The organism is Capsulimonas sp. (genome assembly GCF_039929585.1).
GTDB lineage: Bacteria > Armatimonadota > Armatimonadia > Armatimonadales > Capsulimonadaceae > Capsulimonas.
The window spans coordinates 1-22,047 of sequence record NZ_JBDSQY010000206.1 but is presented as its reverse complement, the minus strand read 5'-3'; the positions used below and the strand labels follow the sequence as shown (position 1 = coordinate 22,047).

The window sequence follows — 22,047 nt, the reverse complement described above, 5'->3', positions numbered from 1 at the left end:
CCAGAATTGGGAGAGGGGGCCGGGGGGTGAGGGCCTCATCCCGCAAACTCATACAGCGCCGCCGGCCGGTGCGCACCGCGTACTTCTTCCGTCGTCTGGGCTAAAATTCCTAGTGACAAAATCCACTTACGGAAGTTACGCTTGTCCAAGTCGCGGCCGAGCAATGTCTCGTAGACTTCCTGAAGCTGGGTGAGGGTGAAACGGGCGGGCAGGAGGCCGCGCGCGACGTAGCCGGCTTCAACTTTAGCGCGCAGGGCCTTATGGGCTTCTTCGAGGATTTGGATGTGGTCGAAGGCAAGCGGGAGCGGAAGGTCGTCGATTGGGTACCAGCGGGCGTCGGCGGCGTCGGTCGAGGCGCGCAGGATCACTCGGTCACTGGGGATAAGCGCGGTGTAGGCGATGGTGATGACGCGGGTGCGCGGATCGCGGCCGGGATCGCCGAAGGCGCGGAGCTGTTCCAGCGCAGTATCGGTCACGCCGGTTTCTTCCTGCAATTCGCGCAGGGCCGCCTCTTCCAGGGTTTCATCCATGCGGACGAATCCGCCGGGGATCGCCCACTGTCCCTCGAACGGCCAAGCCTTACGCTGGATCAAAAGCACTTGAAGCGTGCGATGGCGCAGAGTAAAGATGACGATGTCGGCGGTAACGGAGGGACGCTCGAACTGGGTGACGTCATAGGCGAGTGCGGGATCGGTCATGGTGTTCTCCAGACACGATCTTAACTGAATTGACGGAAAATGTCAAGGCGCCGCCACACGCGGCCAGCCGTCGCTGTCCCACGTAAGCTTGTCCAGGTTGACCGTCGTGGCGCCGGATTTGTCTTTGGCCCACTCGTAATGCGTCGTCAGCCAGTCGCCGTCCTTATCGAAGAGAACTCCCACGTGGCCGGGGCCGACTTCGGTTCCATCGGCTTTGTGGTTCGGCAGGAACTCGGTCCCGCCCGAGTCCTTGAGATCCTTGCCGTCCTTATCCAAATAAGGCCCCGCAATATTCTTGGAGCGCCCCATACGGATATAATAGGTGCTCTTTTCGCCCACGCAGCACGAACCCCAGTTGATGAACAAGTAGTACCAGCCGTTGTGCGGAATGATCGCCGAGGCCTCGATATCGTTGATCGAGGATGTGGGATGCGATGCAATCTTGATCAGGGCGTTATCGCCAACGGGGGGCTTGCCCGTCTCCGGATCGATCTTGACCAGATAGATGCCGCTGAAGTACGAGCCGAAGGACATCCACGGCTGGCCTTTCATATCGGTGAAGATACAGGGATCGATGGTGTTGAACCCTTCAGGCGTCGGAGACTGGATGACGACGCCGCGATCCACCCAGTCGCGGGGGTTGAGCGTTCTGTTGGTGGCGACCCCGATGGCGGATGTCCCGCTGCCGAACGACGAGTACGAATAGTAAAGATAGTAATAGCCGCCGAAGTAGTGGATGTCTGGAGCCCAGGCGTTGTTGTGCTTGTTCGCCGAGACCGCCTGCGCAATCCATGCCGGACGGACGGCGAACACCGGGCCTCGATCGGTCCAGTGCAGGCGGTCCGTGGACGAGAACTGCCGGACGCCGCGCCCGGTGCCGTAGAGCCAGTACGTTCCATCGCGCTTGACCATCGTGGAGGGATCGCGCACGAGGCAGTCGGTTTCGGCGGCGCGCAGTGCGTACGGAGCAAGCAAGGTCGCGATCGAAGCGATCAGCAGCGAGCACGTTGCGCGGCGGCTATGACGCGCGCCGAAGGACAGCGGACGGAACATGGATGGATCTCCTGTCAAATGCGGCAAATTGGCCTATCAAGCAGAGGCGGGACGAACAATCGCGTCGGACATGCGGGCGACGCGGGCCATTTCGCGGACATCGTGCACACGAACGATATCGGCGCCGGCGGCGATGCTGAGAGCGACGGTCGCCGCCGTGCCCTCACGCCGGTCCATCGGATCTTCCGTCCCGAGCACGGCGCCGATGAAGCGCTTGCGTGAGGCGCCGACCACGAGAGGACAGCCGATCAATTGCAGCTCACGCAGACGACGCAAAATCTCTAAGTTCTGTTCGACATTCTTGCCAAATCCCAGGCCGGGATCGATCAGAAGCTGCTCGTGTGAAACGCCCACGGCGCGCACGGCGGCAATACGATCGAAGAAATAAGCGGCGAGATCGGCGATCACATCCCCGTACTGCGCATGGGCCAGCTCGCGCGGCTTGCCGGGCAGGTGCATCAAGATCGCGGGAACGCCGCGCGCCGCAACAAGCGGCGCCATCGCCGGATCGTAGGACAAGGCGCTGATATCGTTGACGATCGAGGCCCCGGCGTCCAGAGTGGCTTCGGCCACGGCGGCTTTGTATGTGTCGACCGAAATGGGAACGCTGGGAAATTCGGTCGCGATTTGTGTGATCGCGGGAAGGATGCGACGCAGTTCTTCCTCGGGACTGAGAGGGCTGGAATCGCGGAAGGTGGCGGGACGGGTGCTTTCGCCGCCGATGTCGAGGAGATCGGCGCCATCCTCGATCATTTGCCGCGCGTGGGCGACGGCGACGGCAGGATCAAGATACTGGCCGCCATCGGAAAATGAGTCCGGGGTGACGTTGAGCACGCCCATCACGAGCGTTCGTGTCCCGAGGCCGATCTCGCGCAGGCGATTCAATTATAATAGCGGGCGCCGCCCCAGTTGGAGGCGTCGGCCTGCCCCTGCGGGACTTCGGAAAAGTGCTCCTGGGTCAAATGGCGGATGCGGGTCAGGCCCTCGTCACTCAGCGCGTAGCCGCGCTCGGCCACGGCGTCGTCGGCGTTCGTGCGCAGCTGGTGCTGGAAGTGCCAATCTTCGCTGGCGAGCAGCAGGATCTGGCGCATCTGGAACTCGTCCAGCGCATCCAGAGCCTCCTCGGCCTCTTCGTAAAGATCGGTATTTTCTTCAGCCAGGTCGCGGGCTCGGGAGAACTCACGGACGGCGCCGGGGACATTCCCCTGCTGCTGGAAAAGCAGCGCGCGCTTGTAGTGATGGCTGGGGCTGTACGGATCGAGGCGAACCATCTCCGCCGTCACATGCAGCGCCTTTTCAATCTGTCCGACCTGAAGGTACGCAATGCTCAGCACGTCGCGCGCGAAGATACTGCGCGGGAGCATCGACAGCAGGACTTTCGCTTCGGCGATCACTTCGGGGAAGCGGCCGGTCTCCAGGAGGGTGTCGATCAGGGCTTCGCGAGAATCGCGGTGGTTGGGATTAAGAAAGCTGGCTTTGCGAAATGCGGTAAGAGCGGCGTCAATTCGGCGTGCTTCACGGAATAAGATGCCCAGCTTGAGCATCGCGACGGCGTTTTCTGGCTGGAGGTTGACTACTTCGGCCTGACAGGCAATGGCTTCGTCGACACGTCCTTCACTGGCGAGCGTCTCGGCGCGCTTGGCGAGACGCCGGGCGCGGGCCTGCATTCGCCGGCTTTCGCCTGCCGATGCATCCTCAAAGACGGTAGTATTCATCAATCAAATGTCCTCTGTCATCCATCCCAAAATATTGAAACAGCGCATTAAATACTAGAATACCCGTTTTTATGCGAACTCCACACGTCTGCACGCGAAACCATCGCGATTAGATCATGGGGAGAACGGGGCCGCTGGGAATATGATCCCGCGTCGGAACGGTGCAGTCGGCGAGAACGCCGCTGGAGGCGCAGTCCTCGCAGCCTCCCTCGCTATGGTCCACGCACCCCGGCACTTCGCCGATGTCCTTGAACCGCACTTCCACGAACTTCAGCGTTTCCAGCTGAACGGTAATCATCTGCTGGATGACGTTGACTTCCTCGACCTTGGCGCGGCCCATCGGCGTCATTACGACCATACCAGCCGCCGGCAATTTCGGCGCTCCGGATTCGGGCATATTGTGCTCGTAGCGCAGGCAGCACATCAGTTTGCCGCAGAGCCCCGTGAACTTGGCGGGGTTGAGCGAAAGGTTCTGGGTTTTCGCCATCTTCATGGAGACAGGCTCGAACTCACGCAGGAAAGTCGAGCAGCAGGTCGGGCGTCCGCAAGGCCCAATCCCAGTGACGATCTTTGCATGGTCGCGCGGGCCGACCTGATGCATCTGCACCCGTGTGTGCAGCACGGCGGCGATCTCGCGGACCAGCTCGCGGAAGTCGATCCGGCCCTCGGCGGTGAAGTGGAAGGTGACCTGAGCGCCGTCGAACGCCCACTCACATTCGATCAGCTTCATCGGCAGCTTCAGCAGCGCGATCTTTTGCTTGCAGACGACAAACGCTTCGGCCTGACGGCGCGCGTTGCGCTCGCGGCGCTCGAAGTCATCGGCGCGCGCCACACGCATGATCTTCATCAGCGGCGGAGGGGCCTCACTGTCGGGGATCATGCGCTCGGTCATCATCACGAAGCCGAACTCCAGGCCGTGTTCGGTTTCCAGGATAACGGCGTCGTTTTCCTCCAGCTTAAAGGCGCCGGGCTCGCAATAGAAAATTTTACCGATGGGCTTAAACGCCACTCCCACAACGATGGGCATAACAGAACCTTACTCACGGATCAGCCGTGGCGATCGGGGAATCGCGCGGATCAGCGGTCATTGCCGCCGCGCAGCCGATGCAATAGCTTTACCCAAAAACCTTGCGACGACGAACCGGGCGTCTCCTCATGGAGCGCACGCGAGGACGGCCTCGCTTCGTTCATCTGAGACAGCACACGCTCACGGGATGCGCGCTCAGCGTGCTCGGGCGCTTCCGGCGAGTCGAGGGCCGCCTGCGCCAGGCGCACGGATCCCGCAAGCGCCTGAGTCTCCGGGTCGGATGGCGCGGGGGCGAGATCACCCTGCGCCATGCGGTCGTCAATGTGTTTCGCCAGTGCTTCTTCCGACATGATGCTTTACCCCTGGGGAGCGCAGCGCTTGCTCGCGCCCCATTTCCAGCCGCTCCACGCTGTCCAAACGGCGGCTAATCTCCACGCGCAGCGCGACCACGGCGCGGTGCAGCAGGGACTTCACCGCCGATTCGGACCGCTGCATCAGCGGCGCGATCTCCTTCAGCGAAAGATCTCCCAAAAATCGGAAGACGAGCACCTCGCTCTGATCCTCCGGAAGCGTAGCGATCGCCGCGCGGACCAGATCCTGGACTTCATTCCGCTCCACGATCTCCTGCGGCGACAGGCTCGCTTCGCCGCGCGCCGGCATTCGGTCCGCCAGCAGATCCCGCATCCCTTCCACCAGCGGCGCGTCCAGAGACACGGTTCCCGAAGGCGGGCGCTGACGGCTGGAGTCCACGATCAAATTCGTGGCGATCCGATGCAGCCAAGGATAGAGAGATGCGTCCACCGGCATTCCCTCTTTGAATTGGAAGCGGGGCAGCGAGGACAGCGCGCGCAGAAAGGTTTCGGAAGCGACATCTTCGGCGTCGCTGGCGTTGTTGGTTTTGAGGTAGGCAAGCCGATATATTCGGCCGTAGTAGCGGCTGTGCAGAGCGGCGAATGCATCGCCGGAACCCCGCTTGGCGGCCTCTACCAGCGCCCGATCGCTCTCCCCCGCCCCGGCGGATTCCCCGGGCGGCAACGCCATGATCAGACAAAGAAACATGAACTTCCCCACAGCAATATACCATAGGGGATGTGGGAATTACAAGGCGGGATTGGGGTTGGGGACAAAGGTAAGCAGCACACGCGCCACGCGCGCGGTCAGGCATGTCGTAATCTCGTGCGGCGTCGCGCCGATGGTCTCCGCCATCGCGCCGGCGGCGAGGGCTTCGTCGCCGTCAATACCGACAATCGTCGCCACATCGCCGGCTCGCACTCCGGGGATCTCCGAAACATCCACAACCATTTGATCCATACAGACCCGGCCGCGGATCGGCGCGCGGCGGCCGTGCAGCAGAACGTATCCGCCGCCGGTAAAACGCCGGGAGAAACCGTCGCCGTAACCGATCGCGACGGTGGCGTAGACGCCGCCGTCCGGGGGAACAGTGTAAGTCTTACCGTAGGAAATGGTGTCGCCGGCGCGAAGGCGATGAACGAGCGTAACACGCGTCTTGAGGGACAGCACCGGGCGCCATGTCAAAGGCGTCTGCGCCCAGACGCCCGGCGCGGGCTCCACGCCATAGAGCAGCAGCCCAGGGCGCACCATCTGATAGGCGCCTGCGCCGCCAAGCAGCAGCGCCGCCGGAGAATTGCTGGCGTGAACCGTGAGCCCTTGCGCCGCCTCGCCGAGGCCATCGAGTGCGGACTGGAAAAGCGCCAACTGCGCGCGGGCGTCCTCCGGGTCTTCGTCAGCGCTGGCGAAGTGGGTGGCGACGCCGGTCACTTTCACGTTCGACAATCGGTTCAGTGCCGCCAGGGCGCTCGCGGATTGATCCGGCGCGAAGCCCGCGCGGCCCATGCCCGTGTCGATGTCAAGGTGGACTTCGGCGATCAGGTTCATCGATGACGCCGTTTGAGACAGAGCGGCGGCCATCACATGGCTGCTGACCACCGTGATGAGACCATGGGTCACGATCGTTTCGGCTTCATATGGGGTGACGGGGCTGAGCAGATAAACGCTGGCGTCGGGGCCGGCAATACGCCGGGCGACGACGCCTTCTTCGACGGTGGCCACGCCGAAATCGCGAACGCCGAGCTTACAGCACTCGCGGACGATGATTTCCAGTCCGTGACCGTAGGCGTCGGCTTTGACGATCGCCATCACCCGGGCGCCGTATGTGTCGGTATAGAGCGTTTTGAGGTTCGCGAGGTTATGGGCGAGCGCATCGGCGTCGATCTCGGCCCAGGTACGGGGGTGTGGCGAAAGCAGCATGACGATTATCTCGAAAAAAAGAAGCCGCGCGCATCTCCCATGACGCGCGCGGCGGTGTTGCCGGTAGTGGCGTTATTTGAGCGCCAGCACTGAGGGATTTTGCGGTGAAACGCTGCTCCCCGTGCGGCGATACGGCGGAGGAACAAGTTGATCCAAAGCCCGCTCGTAGCGATCCTTGCGGCCGTAGACCACGATCATATTCGTCAGCTTTCGGCCAGGCCGGGCCAGCGTCGTGCCGTTGTAATAAAAGCCGGTGCTGGTGCCTGCGTCCAGGTTCATAGCCTCGACACAGCCCAGACCGCGCATCACGCGAGCGAGGCGGCCGAGATAGATCGCGTCGCGGGTCATCGCAAAGACAAGCTTGTTACTGGAAGTAATCCCGACTGCGATGCGCGAATTGGGCGCAAGCATGCTCTTGTCTCGGAAGCGCTCGGAATGTGGATCAAGTACGATCCGGCCTTTTTGCAGCAGGCGCGGACCGCAGGCGCAGACAAAATCGTAGTCGCTCCAGTCGTGATGGCGTCCCCACTGGCAGCTCACCATGTCCGCTTTGTTGCCGGGCGTCACGCACAGCGCCGTTCCCATGCCGCCGAAGTGCACCAGACTGCCGCCGATGACGATATCGCCGACCGGCCGAAGGTTGTCCAGCGAGAAGAACGTGCCGGTGACGGCGACATTCGGGTTCGCCCGATCGATCATCTGCCGGAACGGCTCCGAGGTTCCGTTGCCATTACGCGCCATCACCGCCGAGACTTTGACATTGGGATCGTTCAGATCGACCGTGATGACCTTGACGGGGACTTTGGCGACATTGGTCTGCCAGAAACGAATGCTGCGGCCGCCGGTATCGTCGCCGTGCGTCGCGACATAGTGCGATCGCTTGGCGGCGACGCGGGCGTTGTGCGCGGCGAGCCGCGACTGGTGCAGCGCCTGAGCACGGATCAAACGAGCATTGTGGGCAGCCATCTTCTTGGCGTAGGCCGCCTGACGGATCGCAAGCTTGCGCTGCGCCTCCGCCTGTCGAAGCGCCTGCTTGCGATTGACTTCCGCTCGCTGATCTGCCTGCTTGCGATTAACTTCCGCATGCTGAAGCGCCAGCTTGCGATTGCGCTCGACCTGCTGGGCGGCGAGACGGCGATCATGCGCCGAAGCGGCCTTCGTCGTCTGACGGTCACGCGCGGTGTTCTCATACGCGGCCAGCGTGATCCGCGCCTTGCGCTCATGTGTCGCCTGCTCCGCCGCCTGACGACGCGCCCGCAGATCCTGCTGGGCCACCCATTTCTGATGCTGCGCGGCGAGCGTCGCCGCCTGACGGCGCGCCTTCAGATTCTTGGAGATGGAATCAGAATGATCCATCGCCGCCTGCTTCGCGGCCAGTCGGCGGTCGTGCGCGGACTTGGCGGCGCGCGCTTCGCGGGTAAGGCCCTTCTTGGCGGCCGCGGTTTTATGGGAGGCTTTCTTTTGAGAGGCCGCAAGCAGCGCGACGCGCTTGTTGTGCTTGGCGAGCGCAGTCCTGCGCTCTTCGTTGTCAGTCTTCAGCTGCGCCAGGCGGTTGTTGTGCTGCCGCAGCGCGCGGCGTTCCTTGGGGCTAAGTTCGCGGACCTTCGCGACATGCGCACGCCACGCGGCCTTTTGCTTGGTCGCCAGACGCTTCGCATGCAGGGCGTTTTGTTTGGCGAGAAGCGCATGCTTTTTCTCGCGTGCGGCCTGCTGCTTCGCGGCCAGGCGCTTGGCTAGCGCGTTTTTATGGGAAGCCTGCGCCGGCGATGCCGGGGCGGCTTTATGTTTTGTGTTATGGTGATGCGAATCCGATGCGGACTGGCTCTTGCCGGAAGCGCTGACAGCACAAAGGCTGCTGGCGGCCAAGAGACAGAGAGCAACGGATGCAGCGCGGCGCTGGAACTTCATAGCCGTTTCCTCCCCACCTTCAAAAGCAAACCGTGAGACCACTATTAAATTGATTATCGGCTATTGCAAACAAAAAACGAAGTTCCTAACCCACCGCAAATTCACGGGATGTTTCTGATCGGCTTTGTCTTATTCGGAAACGTGACGCTGCGCCCAGGCGGCGTCCAGCGCGACGCGCAGTTTCGCAGCGGCGTCCGACGGGTCAGCGGCGCCGGTAATGGCGTCGGTGACGGCCACGCCGTCCGCTCCGGCGGCGATACACTCCGCCGCCTGTTCGGGTGTTTGGATACCGCCAAACCCAATCACGCGGATTTGGACGGCGTCTTTGATCTTTCGCAGGACCGCCAGGCCGGATTGGTCCGGGTTCGTCGCCTCGTCCGCCTGGAACACGGGACCGAACTGCACGTAATCGGCGCCGCCGCGCTCGGCGCGCGCGGCTTCCTCGACGGATCGGGCGAAGGCGCCGACCAATTGGACATTATCGCCACGCAAATAGCTGCGTGCGTCCGACGGACGGTACGAATGCTCGCGCAGCATCAGACCGTCCGCGCGGCATTTTTCGGCCAGTTCGATGTCGCCCGTTACAACGAAAAGCGCCTTGCCGGCGGTCATTTCGCGCAGATGGAGGGAGACGGCATAAATCGCCAGGTCGTCCGTTTCGCCGCTTACGGCGCGCAGCTGGACGATGTCGACTCCGCCCTGGATCGCCGCGTCGATAAGGGAGATCGGGCCGGACGCCCCTTCGGAGGATTGCCGATACAGGTTTCGATCTGTCACCAAGGTGAGACTTGGTCCGGTTAAATCAGTCACAATCGGTATTGTACCCACATTCCCGCGGGCGCGGTCAACAAGCAAGGCGGCGTCAGGGGCAAAAAAACGCCTGCCCCTGACGCCGCCTGGAACGTCGTTATGGTTAGAATGAGATTTCGGGCAGCTCCTCGGTGTCGTCGATAAAGACGCGCTTCGCGGCTTCTTCGAACGTCGTCATCCCCGCCATGACCTTCTGTGCGGCGTCTTCACGCATAGACACCATGCCATGCGCCATCGCCGCCTTGCGGATCTTGTTTGAGGGAATGCGCGCAAGGACCATGTTACGGATGTTATCGTCCATACCCATGATCTCCTGAATACTGGCCCGGCCTTTGTATCCCGTGCCTTCACAGACATCGCAGCCGCGGCCGATCACAAATGTGGCGCGCCGTGCTTCCGGTGAATCGGGATGCACGCCGAAGGACTTCATCATCTCGGGATCGGGGGTCGTGGGCATCGCACAGTTGACGCAGACTTTGCGGACGAGGCGCTGGGCCATGACGCCGACTACGGACGAAGCGACCAGGAACGGGTCGACATCCATGTTCAGCAGGCGCGTGACGGCGCCGGAGGCGTCGTTACAGTGCAGCGTGGAGAAGACCATGTGGCCGGTCAGCGCCGCGCGGAACGCGATTTCCGCCGTTTCGGAGTCACGGATCTCACCGACATAGATGATGTCCGGGTCCTGGCGCAAAATGGCGCGCAGCTGCTTCGCCATCGTCAGGCCCGCCTTCTCATGCACGTTGGACTGGCGAATACCGTCCAGATCGTACTCGATCGGGTCCTCCACCGTGATGATGTTGACCTCAGGAGTATGAATGGCCTGAATGGCGCTGTAAAGCGTGGTCGTCTTACCCGAGCCAGTCGGGCCGGTCGCGAGGAAGATGCCGTGCGGCTTGCGGATCAAATTGTTCAGCAGCTTGAGATTGCGTTCGGAAAAGCCCAGCTGATCCAGACCGGGACGGCGCCCGCCTTTGTCCAGAATACGGAGAACGATGGATTCGCCGTACTGGGTCGGCAGGGAAGAAACGCGCATGTCGATCGCGCGGTTATCCAGCGTGACGGCGATGCGTCCGTCCTGAGGCACGCGGCGCTCGGCGATGTTCATATCCGCCATGATCTTGACGCGCGATGTACAAGCCGCCTGGAACTCGCGTCGGATGCTATCCACATGGTGCAGGGTGCCGTCGATGCGATAGCGAATATCGAGCGTATCGCGGCGGGGCTCAAAGTGAATGTCACTCGCGCCCGCCTTGATCGCTTTGGAAAGAATGGTGTTGACCAGCTGAATGACCATCGGCTGATCGACATCAGCTTCCTCCAGACCTTCGGGCTGATTGGTGGTCAGCACGCCGGTGCGCCCGCCGGGGGATTGCCCGCCTTCGCCGGGCTTACGGATGGCGGCGGGCGGCGTGGCGAAACGGGCGGGACTGTTCGCGGCCGACGGAGGCAGCAATGCGGGAACGGCGCTGCGCTGGCCAGGCGGCGCGATCGGCGGCTTGGGCGCGTTGGGGTCGCCGGGATTGGCGGCGCTGCGAATATCAGGAACACCGGAATTTCCGCCCGCCGCAGATCCGGCCGCGGCGCCGACAAGCACGCGGTCCTGATAACTGCGCTCGATCTCCTGGCGAATATGCTCCGCCGTGGCCAGCGCCGGAGCGATCCGGACGCGCTGGCTGACGCCGATCCTGGCGGCGGCCTTCATGACCTCATCGGTCCAGTCGGCGACGGCGAGACGCAGCGTGCCGTCCGACTTGCGTCCGATTGGAAGCAGCTCGTACTGTTTCGCGAACGCCGCATCCACCATCGGCAGCACCGAACGGTCGATTGTGATTTCTTTCAGATTGATGTAGGGAATATCGAGATGCTGAGCGTGGGCGCGCGTTACCTGCTCTTCGCCCATCATTTCGAGACTGACGATCGCGTCGGTCAGCGCCGTCCCGTGCTGACGCTTGTGCGCCTGCGCCGAAACGCGCTGGGCATCGGTCAGGAGCTTCTGCTCCACCAAAAACTGGCCGAAATCCTCGGCTCCCTCAAACTGCGATGTATCTGCCACGTCCGCCATCCTTTATTACTTGCTCCAAGATGGAAAAACGCAATCAACAGGATTGCGTTTCGCTTTACGATCCATTCATTCCTGGGAGCCGTCGCTCTTTAAGTCTATTATAACATTAGTGCGCCGGAGCTCGACTGTCCTTCAATGAAAAGACGCCGGAATTAACGGTCACGGCGTCCGCGCAGGCCGCCGTCATCGTCATCGTCGTCTTCACCGAAGTGTTCATCCTCAATATCGTCCAGGGCGCCGGACGAATCCGTGTAGGACGAAATCTCTTCGCCCCGGAAGACCGTCACCAGGAAGTCCTCACGGTCGAACGACGGCAGGTAGGACGAAACAATGTCCTCGTCGATCTGCGAGAGAAGTTCTTCCTCAGTGTTGACAGGCAGGTCCGCTTCAAGCACGAGCGTCGCATGGATCGTGTCGTGGGCGTAATGCAGGTCTAGCTGGCCGATGCGCCGGTCTTCGTCCCAGATCAGGAAGATTTCCGAGCTTTGCGTGCGAACCAGACGGGAAAGGCGATAGCGGTAAGTGTTTTCCATAGGATAAATAAAAAAGGGGGAGCCATCGTCTGACTCCCCCGCGTAACGGCGTATCGGTTAAGCGGGCTCAGGCCGCAAGTTCGGCAATGGGCGACGCTGTTCAGGTGTGCTGGATGAAGTGTCTCCAGCGGATGGCGGTGGGAAAGTCGGAGCCTTCGGCGGCTTCGACGGCGCGGGAACCTTTGCGCCTTCCATCAGCTCGATGAACTCTTCGCGCTCCAGGGATTCTTTCTCCAGAAGCACACGGACGATCTCGTCCATCTTGACCCGGTTGTCGAACAGGATCGTGCGGGACCGATCGTAGCACTCGTCAATGATTGAGCGCACTTCCTTATCGATCTCCACGGCGATGGTCTCGGAGTAATTGCGCTCCTCGTTCCAGTCACGGCCCAGGAATGGGTTGCCATGCCGGGTACCGAGAACGACCGGTCCGAGACGCTCGCTCATGCCGTATTCGCAGACCATGGCGCGGGCGATGGCCGTGGCGCGCTCGAAGTCGTTCGATGCGCCCGTCGTCACCTCGCCGTAAACGGCTTCTTCGGCGACGCGTCCAGCGAGCAGCGCGCTAATATCGTCGAGGAATTCCTGACGGGTGGTCAGGTACTTGTCCTCAGTCGGATACTGCATCGTGTAGCCCAGGGCCCGACCGCGCGGGAGGATCGAGATCTTGTGGACCGGGTTCGCGTTCGGCAGCAGCTCGCCGACGACCGCGTGGCCGACCTCATGATAAGCGATCCGCTCGCGGATCTGATCGTTCATAATGCGCGACTTGCGCTCGGGACCGGCGACAACGCGATCGACGGACTCGTTGAAGTCCGGGATCTCGATGCGGGTCTTGTCTTTGCGCGCCGCCAGAAGCGCCGCTTCGTTGACTAGGTTCGCCAGGTCCGCGCCGCTGAAGCCCGGGGTGCGGCGAGCGAGCGCATGGGCGCTGACATCTTCCGCAATCGGCTTACCGCGCAGGTGGACTTCCAGGATCGCCTCGCGGCCCTTGGCGTCCGGCGTATCCACCGTCACGTGGCGATCAAAGCGTCCGGGGCGCAGAAGCGCAGGGTCAAGGACATCCGGGCGGTTTGTCGCGGCGATCATGATGACGCCGGAGTTCTGATCGAAGCCGTCCATCTCGACCAGCAGCTGGTTGAGTGTCTGCTCGCGCTCGTCGTGACCGCCGCCCATGCCGGCGCCGCGCTGGCGTCCGACGGCGTCGATCTCGTCAATGAAGATCAGCGACGGGCGATTGGCCTTAGCGGTGTCGAACAGATCGCGGACACGGCTCGCGCCGACGCCGACGAACATCTCGACAAAGTCCGATCCAGAGATATGGAAGAACGGGACGCCCGCCTCGCCGGCAATGGCGCGAGCCAGCATCGTCTTGCCGCATCCGGGAGGTCCGAGGAGCAGAACGCCTTTCGGGATCTTGGCGCCTAGAGCCTGGAACTTCTTCGCGTTCTTCAGGAACTCGACGACTTCCTCCAGCTCCTGCTTGGCTTCCTCGACGCCGGCCACATCGTCAAACGTCACCTTCGGAACACTGTCCGTCAAACGCTTCGCCTTTGAGCGTCCGAACGACATCGCCTGGTTTCCGCCGCTCTGCGCCTGGCGCAGGAAGAAGACCCAGATGAAGACGACCGCAAGCAGCGGGAGCAGTGCGGTGACAAGCATTCCCAGCAGCCCATCCGGGATCGGCGGCTTCGGGTAACTGAAATTGACTTTGTGGGCGCGCAAGGTCGTGTCCAAGTCACGCTGGACCTGCGGGTTATCCGGAAGCTCCACGGTGAAGTCCCCGGAGCGAGGCCCGGTGCTGGCGGCGTAAGAACCCTCGAAGGTATTGTTCTTTTTGATGACGCCCTTGATCACCCAGCCTTGTTCGACATCAGAGACAAACTGGCTGTAAGGGACGACCTTAGGCGAATCGCTGCCCATAAATGGCAATTTATTGCTTTTAGCAAAGTAAATTACCATACACAGGACAAGGATCGGGACGAGGTAGCGTACTATATTTTTCGTGTTCAACAGTGCCTCCCTCCGCACATTTGGAATAACGTGGGAAGAAAAATCCTAACGGGCCGTCTTACTGAGACGCTGCCGTGGCGGAAGTATACCACATTCTCCTCGCGACCGACAACAACGAGATGCTCGCTGTCGCAGGGGCGAATGCGTTCTTTCATTAACTACGCAAATGGGCGAACTTGCGTTCCCCACTAAAAAGCGTCGATGTATTCCGTTCTACCCAATCTTACGACTGAGTATGCGTTATGACACTATTGCGGCTCTAAAAGAACCGCATCTCCGATGTGAACGAGGGGGACGGCCAGCGTTCCCGCTCCCAGTTCGATCGTATGGGCGGCCCCTGGACAGCGCACCAGTGGCCGCCAGGGAGGCACGCCCGGCAGCACGGCAAGCACGCTCAGATCACTGCTGAGAAAAAGAATATCCAATGGAAACGCGACGAAGCAGGTATGAATTGAAGCGACGCCGGGGAACCACATCCCCTCGCCCACCGGCAGCGCGCGCCGCCCCAAAACACCGATTCCTTGCGCCCACCACGAATCGACCCGCTCGACACGCGCCAGCGGCGCTCCGTTCGAGGCAAGCGCCAGCATATATTGAACGTAATCCGCCATATGCCGATCAGTGTACCTGCGTGCGCACGAGAGCGCGACGCTTGACAGAGAACACAAACAACAAGGGCGGCTCTATTTCCCATGGGAAATAGAGCCGCCCAAGCACTCAGGGCTGACATCAAGCCGGGACTAGGTCGTCACTTTTACCATCCTGGAATAGCAAAAGCCATGACCTCTTACCACTGCCCAAACACGACGTCTTCCGTTCCGTTAGGCGCCCAGGGTGAACGTGGAGCGTCGGCGGAACGCCATCAGGCCAAGCATCGCGCCACCCATGATGATCGCAGCCACGGTTCCGGGTTCCGGAACAGTCGAGGAGGGCTGGAAGGTGACGATCGCGCCCTGCGAACCGTCCGCGTTGCCCTGCGGTCCAGGAGAAACGAAACTGCTGCGCGTGACCGTGTAGGTGCCAGTCGCGAACACATACTGCTGCGAGGTCGTCGTGGGCGATTCGGTGAAGAAGGCGCTCTTGCCATTACCAAGAAGATCGCCGCCGTCCGCCTGGCCGTTGAAGACGCCGGTGAAGTCATGCGAGAGGGAGGTGCCGCTCGCCACATCGAAGATCGTCAGCGTCGTGCTATAGGGGCTGTTCACGAACGCGTTCGGCCCCGTGCCCGGGGTGGTGAACTCAGACAGGTTGCTCAAAACAATCGCGGTGGGAGCGCCGATGACGCCTACGCTATTACTGTTCAGAATGCTGAGCGTACTGGTGCCACTGGTGATCGTGTTGTCCGCGAAGATGGACGTGAAGGTGAAGTTCTGCGCATGAACCTGACCGGCGCTCAGGAAAGTGCTCAGAGCCGCGACGGCGAAAGCGCCGACAACGGCGTTACGTGTTTTCATTACTGTAGGTTCCTTTTGTTGATCCTAAGCTTGGACCATTTAGTATGAATTGGAGACTTGGTCCCTTGCTCCGCGCATTAAACAGCAAACGTAGCAATAGGGAGCGTACAACACTGGGGATCCAGAACCGCACGAACAATATACCCCGCTCGACACGAAAATAATCATATATTAGAAATATTTTTAAAATATATTCCTAGAGTCAAACGGCTGCTTGCTTACTATTATTTATAAATTCAAGACACATAATTATATGCACGCACGCCATAATTGCAATTATCACGTTACGAACCAGACTAGCGATAAAAAATGGACGATGGCAGATGCTCATCGCCCTTTTTTATTGCTGTCGTCTGTATTACTCCTCATATCCAGAGATCGCGTGCACGCTGACATCTCCACGTTTGCGCAGTTGAAATGTCAACTTATTCGGCGATCCGCAGGAGGGGCATTCCTCAATACGAACCTCCGTCGGCGCCTCGTCCAGTATCTCGCGGTCGACCCTCGTCGACACGGCGGCTTCGCAGCAAAAGCACTTGTATTCGACGCGTTCCTCGGGAACCGGCTCGTGCTTCGCTTCCTGAAGGCGCGCCCAGCGGAAGTGAATGAACAAGCGCCCCCAGTTGTCGCCGTCCCTTTCGAGCCGATGATACTGAGACCTGATTTCCGGACGCTCAAAGAACCGGATGACCGTCTTCTTCAGCGCCCCAGATCCCTTGCCGGGAATGACTTCCAGCTCCGTGGCGCGTTTGGCCACGGCGTCTTCGACGCCCTTGAGCAGAGCCGCATCGATCTCGCGGCTGTCGTTATAAATGGGATGCAGATCCACCTTGATTTTCAATACTCTCTCCCCAATCTGGTTACAGTTTACCCCGAACGAGCAATGGAGCGGATTGAAGCACGGCTTAAAGAGTGAGCAGACGGCTTCCTCCGCGAATTGGGTATACTCGCTGCATGGCGGCTGAACCTCAAATGAAAATCTGGAGCCTGATGGCGGCGTGGTGCTCTTTCCACCCCTGCGGCTCTCGATATGCAGCCGTTCGCCCACGCATGGGCGGCGTGCCTCCCTCTCCGCGCGATCCCACTTCCCGCGTTTAATTTCTCACCTGTTTCTCCAATTCGCTTGTCATCCGTACGTAAGCGCCGCCCTGGCGCTGAGTGATTTTATGTCACGCCAAGGGCCGCCCCGGGACACGAATTCCCCTGGATCGCACAACAAATATTCCGCGCCATTTGAGGATCACACCACATGGATCTAAGCATCGAAAATATTGAGATCCTATTGCTGGTCGCAGCGGTTGTCGCGACCATCGCCCAGCGGCTTCGCCTTCCCTACACCGTCGGCCTTGTGCTTGCTGGCGGCGTGATGGTTCTCACGGGCTTGTCGCCGCATATTCACCTGACCAAGCACCTAATCTTCACGGCGTTTCTGCCGCCTTTGATTTTCGAAGCCGCATACTTTATTCCCTGGACGGAACTCCGGCGCGACTTTGGGCCGATCACGCTCCTGGCGACCGTCGGCGTATTGATCGCCACGGCGATCACAGCGGCGGGGATGCATTTCGGCGCCCAGTGGGCCTGGCCGAGCGCGCTTTTGTTCGGAGTGCTGATCTCCGCGACTGACCCCGTCTCGGTCATCGCCACGTTTAAAGAGGCGGGTGTGCATGGGCGACTTCGCCTGCTGGTGGAAGCGGAAAGCCTTTTCAACGACGGCACGGCGGCAGTGCTCTTCGCCGTCGTCTCAGCGGTGGTCCTCGGCGCGGGCATGTCTGCCGGCGCCGTTGTCTCCAGTTTCTGCATTACGGTTGCAGGGGGCATTCTCTGCGGCGCCCTTGTCGGCGGCGGCGCACTGCTGATGATCGGCCGCGCCACCGATCATCTTGTGGAGATTTCTTTCACGGTCGTCGCCGCTTACGGCTCGTTTCTGCTCGCCGAGCACTTCCATCTCTCCGGGGTTCTCGCGACACTGACGGCGGGGATGCTGATCGGCAATATTGGTCCGGGACGCGCTATCACGGATCGCGGACGTGAGGCGGTCGGCGCCTTCTGGGAATACGCCGCGTTTCTCGCCAATTCTCTCATCTTTTTATTGATCGGCATGCGCGGCGCCCTTGAAAGCTCCGTCAGCCTTCTCGTCCCCACGCTCATCGCCATCCTCGTCGTTCTCCTGGGCCGCGCCGCCGCCGTTTATGGATGCAGCGCCTTCTACGCACGCACGGCGCAGCGGATCTCCGCCAGCCGCCAGCACATCCTCTTCTGGGGCGGCCTGCGCGGCGCCCTCGCCCTCGCACTCGCCCTCGGCCTGCCCCCCGATACCCCCGGCCGCTCCGAAATCCTCACCGTCACCTTTGGCGTCGTCGCTTTCTCCATCATCGTGCAGGGCCTAACCATCACGCCGCTGCTACGGCGTCTGGGGGAGATCGAGAAAAAGCCTCACTCTTGACAACCCACCCCCGAATCCGTACACTGACGCCATGACGATTTCTCAAACTTCTTCTCACAAATCCCTCGCCGAGCGCCTGCGCAGCGGTCTCATCGTGAGCTGTCAGGCGCTGCCTGGCGAGGCGCTGTTCGGCGGCGAGATCATGGCGAAACTAGCGGTCGCGGCCGAGCGCGGCGGCGCGGTCGGGATCCGGGCGAACAGCCCGGTGGATATCGCCGCCATTCGGGCGGTCACGACGCTGCCGATTATCGGTCTATATAAGGTCGATGTGGCGGATTATGATGTGTATATCACGCCGACATTGCGCGATGCGCAGGCGGTGGCGGACGCGGGCGCGGACATGATTGCGCTGGACGCGACGGATCGCCCCCATCCGGAAGGGACGACGGCGGAGTTTATCGCCGCCGTGCGCGCGGCGACCGGGCTTCCCGTGCTGGCGGATATCTCCACCTTTGACGAAGGCGTGGCGGCGCAGGCGGCGGGCGCGGAGTTTGTTTCCACGACGATGTCGGGGTATACGCCGTACAGTCCTCAATTAGAAGGGCCGGATTTGGAGTTGGTGACGCGTTTAGCCTCGGCGCTCGATGTCCCATTATTCGCCGAAGGGCGAATCCATACGCCGGAGCAGGCGCGGGCGGCGCTGGACGCTGGCGCGTTCGCGGTGATTGTTGGGGGCGCCATCACACGGCCGCAGCAGATTACGGAGCGATTCGCCCGCGCAGTGGCGGGAAAGTAGATTTTGAATGCCCGTTTATCTGGGAATTGATATTGGCGGCACCAAAATCGCCGCAGCTCTGGTGGATGAGAGCGGCCTTGTTCTAAAATCGGGCGTCCGCCCGACGGAGGCCGAGAGCGGCGGGGCGCAGGTGCTTCAGCGCGCGATCGCCTTGGGACAGGAACTGCTGCACGACTTTGATGAAGCAATCGCCGGCGTCGGGATCGGCGCAGGAGGGCAGATCGACGCCACACGCGGCGTAGTTGTCTCCGCTACGGATTTGCTGCCTGGCTGGGCGGGAACGGAGATCGGCCCCGCCTTTGCCGAGGCGTTCGGCGTTCCCGTCGCGGTGGACAACGATGTCAACGCGCTTGCAGCCGGCGAAGCGAAGTTCGGCGCGGGGCGCGGTCTGTCTACCGTCGTCTTTCTCGCGCTCGGCACGGGCGTCGGCGGCGCGCTGCTGCTGGACGGGCGCGTTCATCATGGCGCGCACTGGACGGGCGGGGAGTTCGGACACATATTGCTGACGATGGACGCGAACGCACGGCGTGACGCCGGCGGCGCCCAGGGCACACTGGAGGCCTACGCAAGCGGCTCCGGCCTCGTCCAAACATGGCGTGAGATCGCCGGGGACGACGAAGCGAGCATTACCGGCGCGGAGATCGGCGCAGACGCCTTGCAGGATCCTGGCGGTCTTGGGGCGGCGGCGATCGCGCAGACCGGCCGCTATTTGGGCTTCGGTCTGGTCAGTCTCGCCAACGCACTCGATCCAGACGCGATTGTGATCGGCGGCGGCCTGGCCGGGCTCGGCGACCTGCTGCTGGATCCCGCCCGCGCCGTTCTGCGTGAGCGCGCCCTGCCCGGCCCCGCACAAACTTCGGTGATGTTTGCCTCGCTTGGCGAGCACGCCTCGACCATCGGCGCCGCCGCCCTCGTGATCCCTGCTCCGAAAGGAGACCTCTGAATTATGAACCTCGCACCGCTGCGCATCGCGCTTGTCCCGCTCGATGAGCGCCCCGTCAACACCCGCTATCCTCAGATGCTTGGAGAGATCGCCGGCGCGGAGGTGCTGCTGCCGCCCGCGGATTCGCTCGGCCTCCAGCGTGAGCCGGCCGACCTGGACGCCGTCACGCGCTGGCTGCGCGAAGCGCCGCAAACGGCGTCGGCCGCCATCGTCTCCTGCGACTATCTGGGCTACGGCAATCTCATCAACGCCCGTATCTCTCAGGACAGCGCCGCCGCCGTTTTGGGACGTCTTGGCGTGCTGGAGGAAGTCGGCGCGGCGATCCCCGTGCACGCCTTTTCGCTGATCACACGGGTCGCGAACGCCGATAACTGCGTTGAAGAGCCACTGTACTGGGAGCAGTGGGGAACTCGCTTCTACAAATGGGCGCGGCTGACGCATCGGTCGGAAACGGAGCTTCTGACAGGCGAAGAGCGCGTAATCTTAAAAGATCTGGACGCTCAGATTCCGGCGGACCTCAAGGCCGACTGGCTGATGCGCCGCCTGCGCAACCACGCCGTGAACCTCGGCCTGATCGATCTAGCGGCGCGCGGCAAGATCGCCAGCTTACTCCTAACCTCCGACGACACCGCCGCTCACGGCTTTCCGAGCCGCGAGCGCGACTGGCTTCGCGGGTGGCCCCGCCTGATCGGTCCCGCGCTTTCAGGGCGGCTTCATATGTACCCTGGCGCGGATGAAGTTGGATCGGCGCTGGTCGCGCAGCTCATCAATGCGCATCATGGCCGCACGCCGCGCGTCTGGGTAGAGTACGCCATTCCCGGCGACGAAGAGATCATCGCCCCCTATGAAGATCGGCCGGTGCGCGAGACGGTTCTGGGTCAGATCGCCGCCTGCGGCTGTGTCGTGGCAGAATCCGTGGACGCATGCGACTTTGTCCTCGGCGTCGTGACGCCATCCCCCCGGCGCACGGACTATCGATTGGAATACGCGGACGAAGATCGGCGGGACCGCACCGCGCCGTACCAAAAATTTCTGACGCGTCTCGGCGCGCTGCAATCCTTTGGCGTTCCCGTGGCGCTCGGCGATGTCGCGTATCCCAATGGCGGCGATCCGCTCTTTTCCGACCTGCTTCTGGCCAAAGGCGCCGCGCTGCGTCCGGGCGCATTGTCCGCATACGGCGCCTGGAACACCGCCGGTAACACCCTCGGCGTCGTGGTGGCGCACGGGGTCTGCGCCCTGTATATCGACGGCGTCCCCCAGCGGGCGGCGGCGCAAACACGGTTCCTCGCCCATCGGTTCTTAGAGGATTGGGGCTACCAGACAGTCGCGCGCCGCGCCGCGCGCGATATCGTTGAAGAGCGTCACGGCCGCCGCGACCCCGATCCCAACTCCCCCGAAGAGCAGGCCGAAACCCGGGCCATTATTGAATCGCATCTGACCCAGCTTTTGGGAAAGCTCCAGCAAGCGGGAGTCGGCGTGGGCCTGGCTCTCACCCCCGGAAGCGTGCGTCTGCCCTGGCGGCGGACGTTCGAAGTGGATTTCGATCTCGCGTAATTTCCATTTCAAAAGCTTTTCAAATCTGAGTAAATCCCCCATTCTCCCGTACCGTCGGCCCTTTCCTAAAACGGGAAGGGCTGTTTGTAACCATGCGTTAATCCGACTCGCAACAAGCGTCACAGCCCGACTGGTAAACTCAGGCGGTATGGAAGACAGGCAGGGTGAGGCGAGGACTTTCTCCAATCCCCATTCGGCCCGCATTCTTGTTCGCGAAGCTCGACAAGGAGACACGCATGGCACTCTCTCGAAAACAAATATTACTGCTCACGGCGGCGGGCGCGGCGCTCATTCCCGCCGGTCTGGTGATGAAGGCGCGTGGATCGGACCACGCAGACACACCGGCGATTGCCGCTCAGCCCGGCACGGACCTCACCGATGTCTTTATCTTCCCCTCCCCATCCGACTCGACCAAGGTCGTCCTGGCGATGGATGTCCACCCGCTGATCCCCGGCGGCGGCGGCCCCAGCACGACGTTCGACCCCAGCGTTCTCTATCAATTCAAGATCGACAACACCGGTGATAACATCGAGGATCTGGTGATCCAGGCGCGCTTCACCGGAACGGGATCCACCCAGCAAGTCATGATTGCTGGACCGGCGAAGCCCGACCGCACGGGAACAGTCACGACAGCGCTGCAGCCGTACGTCACGACAGGCGTGATCAACCACGGCTTCACACCGAGCCCCGAAATCAAAGTATTCGCCGGCGCGCGTGAAGATCCGTTCTTCTTCGACCTGAACCAATTCTTCACGATCTTCCCAGACCGCGCGACGCCGATCAACGGAGTGCCGGTTTCCAACCCGAACGTGCCGCAAGCGACCAGT

20 protein-coding genes and 1 pseudogene are annotated in these 22,047 nt (G+C 61.7%); 5 read left to right on the top strand and 16 right to left on the bottom strand.

Annotated elements, in window-relative coordinates; genetic code table 11:
• Positions 1-35 precede the first annotated feature (35 nt).
• The 16 genes and pseudogenes from ABIZ35_RS15035 to ABIZ35_RS14960 form a co-directional block, all read right to left on the bottom strand.
• Positions 36-698, bottom strand: coding sequence for an NUDIX domain-containing protein (locus ABIZ35_RS15035; RefSeq protein ID WP_348220737.1), 663 nt, complete (start codon positions 696-698; stop codon positions 36-38).
• A 42-nt stretch (positions 699-740) separates the two neighbouring features.
• The gene (locus ABIZ35_RS15030; RefSeq protein WP_348220736.1) at positions 741-1,751 is read right to left on the bottom strand and encodes an arabinan endo-1,5-alpha-L-arabinosidase; all 1,011 of its coding nucleotides are present in this window, start codon (positions 1,749-1,751) and stop codon (positions 741-743) included.
• Between the two features lie 36 nt (positions 1,752-1,787).
• The gene (gene folP / locus ABIZ35_RS15025; RefSeq protein WP_348220735.1) at positions 1,788-2,636 is read right to left on the bottom strand and encodes a dihydropteroate synthase; all 849 of its coding nucleotides are present in this window, start codon (positions 2,634-2,636) and stop codon (positions 1,788-1,790) included.
• Positions 2,633-3,466 (bottom strand): tetratricopeptide repeat protein, encoded by an 834-nt coding sequence (locus tag ABIZ35_RS15020; protein ID WP_348220734.1) that lies wholly within the window; start codon positions 3,464-3,466, stop codon positions 2,633-2,635. The genes folP and ABIZ35_RS15020 overlap by 4 nt, the downstream gene beginning before the upstream one ends.
• A gap of 109 nt (positions 3,467-3,575) precedes the next feature.
• Positions 3,576-4,493, bottom strand: a complete 918-nt coding sequence (ricT, locus tag ABIZ35_RS15015; protein WP_348220733.1) for a regulatory iron-sulfur-containing complex subunit RicT — start codon at positions 4,491-4,493, stop codon at positions 3,576-3,578.
• A gap of 50 nt (positions 4,494-4,543) precedes the next feature.
• The gene (locus ABIZ35_RS15010) at positions 4,544-4,843 is read right to left on the bottom strand and encodes a hypothetical protein (RefSeq protein ID WP_348220732.1); all 300 of its coding nucleotides are present in this window, start codon (positions 4,841-4,843) and stop codon (positions 4,544-4,546) included.
• Positions 4,812-5,552, bottom strand: a complete 741-nt coding sequence (locus tag ABIZ35_RS15005) for a sigma-70 family RNA polymerase sigma factor (RefSeq protein ID WP_348220731.1) — start codon at positions 5,550-5,552, stop codon at positions 4,812-4,814. Before ABIZ35_RS15005 ends, ABIZ35_RS15010 begins: the two co-directional genes overlap by 32 nt.
• A 39-nt stretch (positions 5,553-5,591) precedes the next feature.
• On the bottom strand, positions 5,592-6,761 hold the full coding sequence (gene alr, locus ABIZ35_RS15000) for an alanine racemase (protein WP_348220730.1): 1,170 nt from the start codon (positions 6,759-6,761) through the stop codon (positions 5,592-5,594).
• 72 nt (positions 6,762-6,833) lie between these two features.
• Entirely contained in the window at positions 6,834-8,669 is a 1,836-nt protein-coding gene (locus ABIZ35_RS14995) for a phosphodiester glycosidase family protein (RefSeq protein ID WP_348220729.1), read from the bottom strand.
• 129 nt (positions 8,670-8,798) lie between these two features.
• Complete coding sequence (locus ABIZ35_RS14990) at positions 8,799-9,479, bottom strand: thiamine phosphate synthase (RefSeq protein WP_348220728.1); 681 nt, start codon at positions 9,477-9,479, stop codon at positions 8,799-8,801.
• A gap of 103 nt (positions 9,480-9,582) precedes the next feature.
• Positions 9,583-11,535: an ATPase, T2SS/T4P/T4SS family gene (locus ABIZ35_RS14985; protein ID WP_348220727.1), complete on the bottom strand. Its 1,953-nt coding sequence runs from the start codon at positions 11,533-11,535 to the stop codon at positions 9,583-9,585.
• Between the two features lie 161 nt (positions 11,536-11,696).
• Positions 11,697-12,077: a hypothetical protein gene (locus ABIZ35_RS14980; RefSeq protein WP_348220726.1), complete on the bottom strand. Its 381-nt coding sequence runs from the start codon at positions 12,075-12,077 to the stop codon at positions 11,697-11,699.
• Positions 12,078-12,134: 57 nt separating this feature from the next.
• On the bottom strand, positions 12,135-14,108 hold the full coding sequence (ftsH, locus tag ABIZ35_RS14975) for an ATP-dependent zinc metalloprotease FtsH (RefSeq protein WP_348220725.1): 1,974 nt from the start codon (positions 14,106-14,108) through the stop codon (positions 12,135-12,137).
• 230 nt (positions 14,109-14,338) lie between these two features.
• Positions 14,339-14,701, bottom strand: coding sequence for a DUF192 domain-containing protein (locus ABIZ35_RS14970; RefSeq protein ID WP_348220724.1), 363 nt, complete (start codon positions 14,699-14,701; stop codon positions 14,339-14,341).
• A 210-nt stretch (positions 14,702-14,911) separates the two neighbouring features.
• Entirely contained in the window at positions 14,912-15,544 is a 633-nt protein-coding gene (locus ABIZ35_RS14965) for a PEP-CTERM sorting domain-containing protein (protein ID WP_348220723.1), read from the bottom strand.
• A gap of 592 nt (positions 15,545-16,136) precedes the next feature.
• A pseudogene (locus ABIZ35_RS14960) lies at positions 16,137-16,385 on the bottom strand (Smr/MutS family protein); the annotation flags it as partial.
• 408 nt (positions 16,386-16,793) lie between these two features.
• Between ABIZ35_RS14960 and ABIZ35_RS14955 the strand changes: the two are divergent.
• The 5 genes from ABIZ35_RS14955 to ABIZ35_RS14935 form a co-directional block, all read left to right on the top strand.
• Positions 16,794-17,987, top strand: a complete 1,194-nt coding sequence (locus tag ABIZ35_RS14955) for a sodium:proton antiporter (protein WP_348220722.1) — start codon at positions 16,794-16,796, stop codon at positions 17,985-17,987.
• 31 nt (positions 17,988-18,018) lie between these two features.
• A complete protein-coding gene (locus ABIZ35_RS14950; RefSeq protein ID WP_348220721.1) occupies positions 18,019-18,723 on the top strand; it encodes an N-acetylmannosamine-6-phosphate 2-epimerase in 705 nt (234 codons plus the stop codon).
• 7 nt (positions 18,724-18,730) lie between these two features.
• Positions 18,731-19,666, top strand: coding sequence for an ROK family protein (locus tag ABIZ35_RS14945; protein WP_348220720.1), 936 nt, complete (start codon positions 18,731-18,733; stop codon positions 19,664-19,666).
• Positions 19,667-19,669: 3 nt separating this feature from the next.
• Entirely contained in the window at positions 19,670-21,220 is a 1,551-nt protein-coding gene (locus ABIZ35_RS14940) for a DUF4127 family protein (RefSeq protein ID WP_348220719.1), read from the top strand.
• Between the two features lie 236 nt (positions 21,221-21,456).
• Positions 21,457-22,047 (top strand): DUF4331 family protein (locus ABIZ35_RS14935; protein WP_348220718.1); only part of this gene is annotated, 591 nt, incomplete at its 3' end.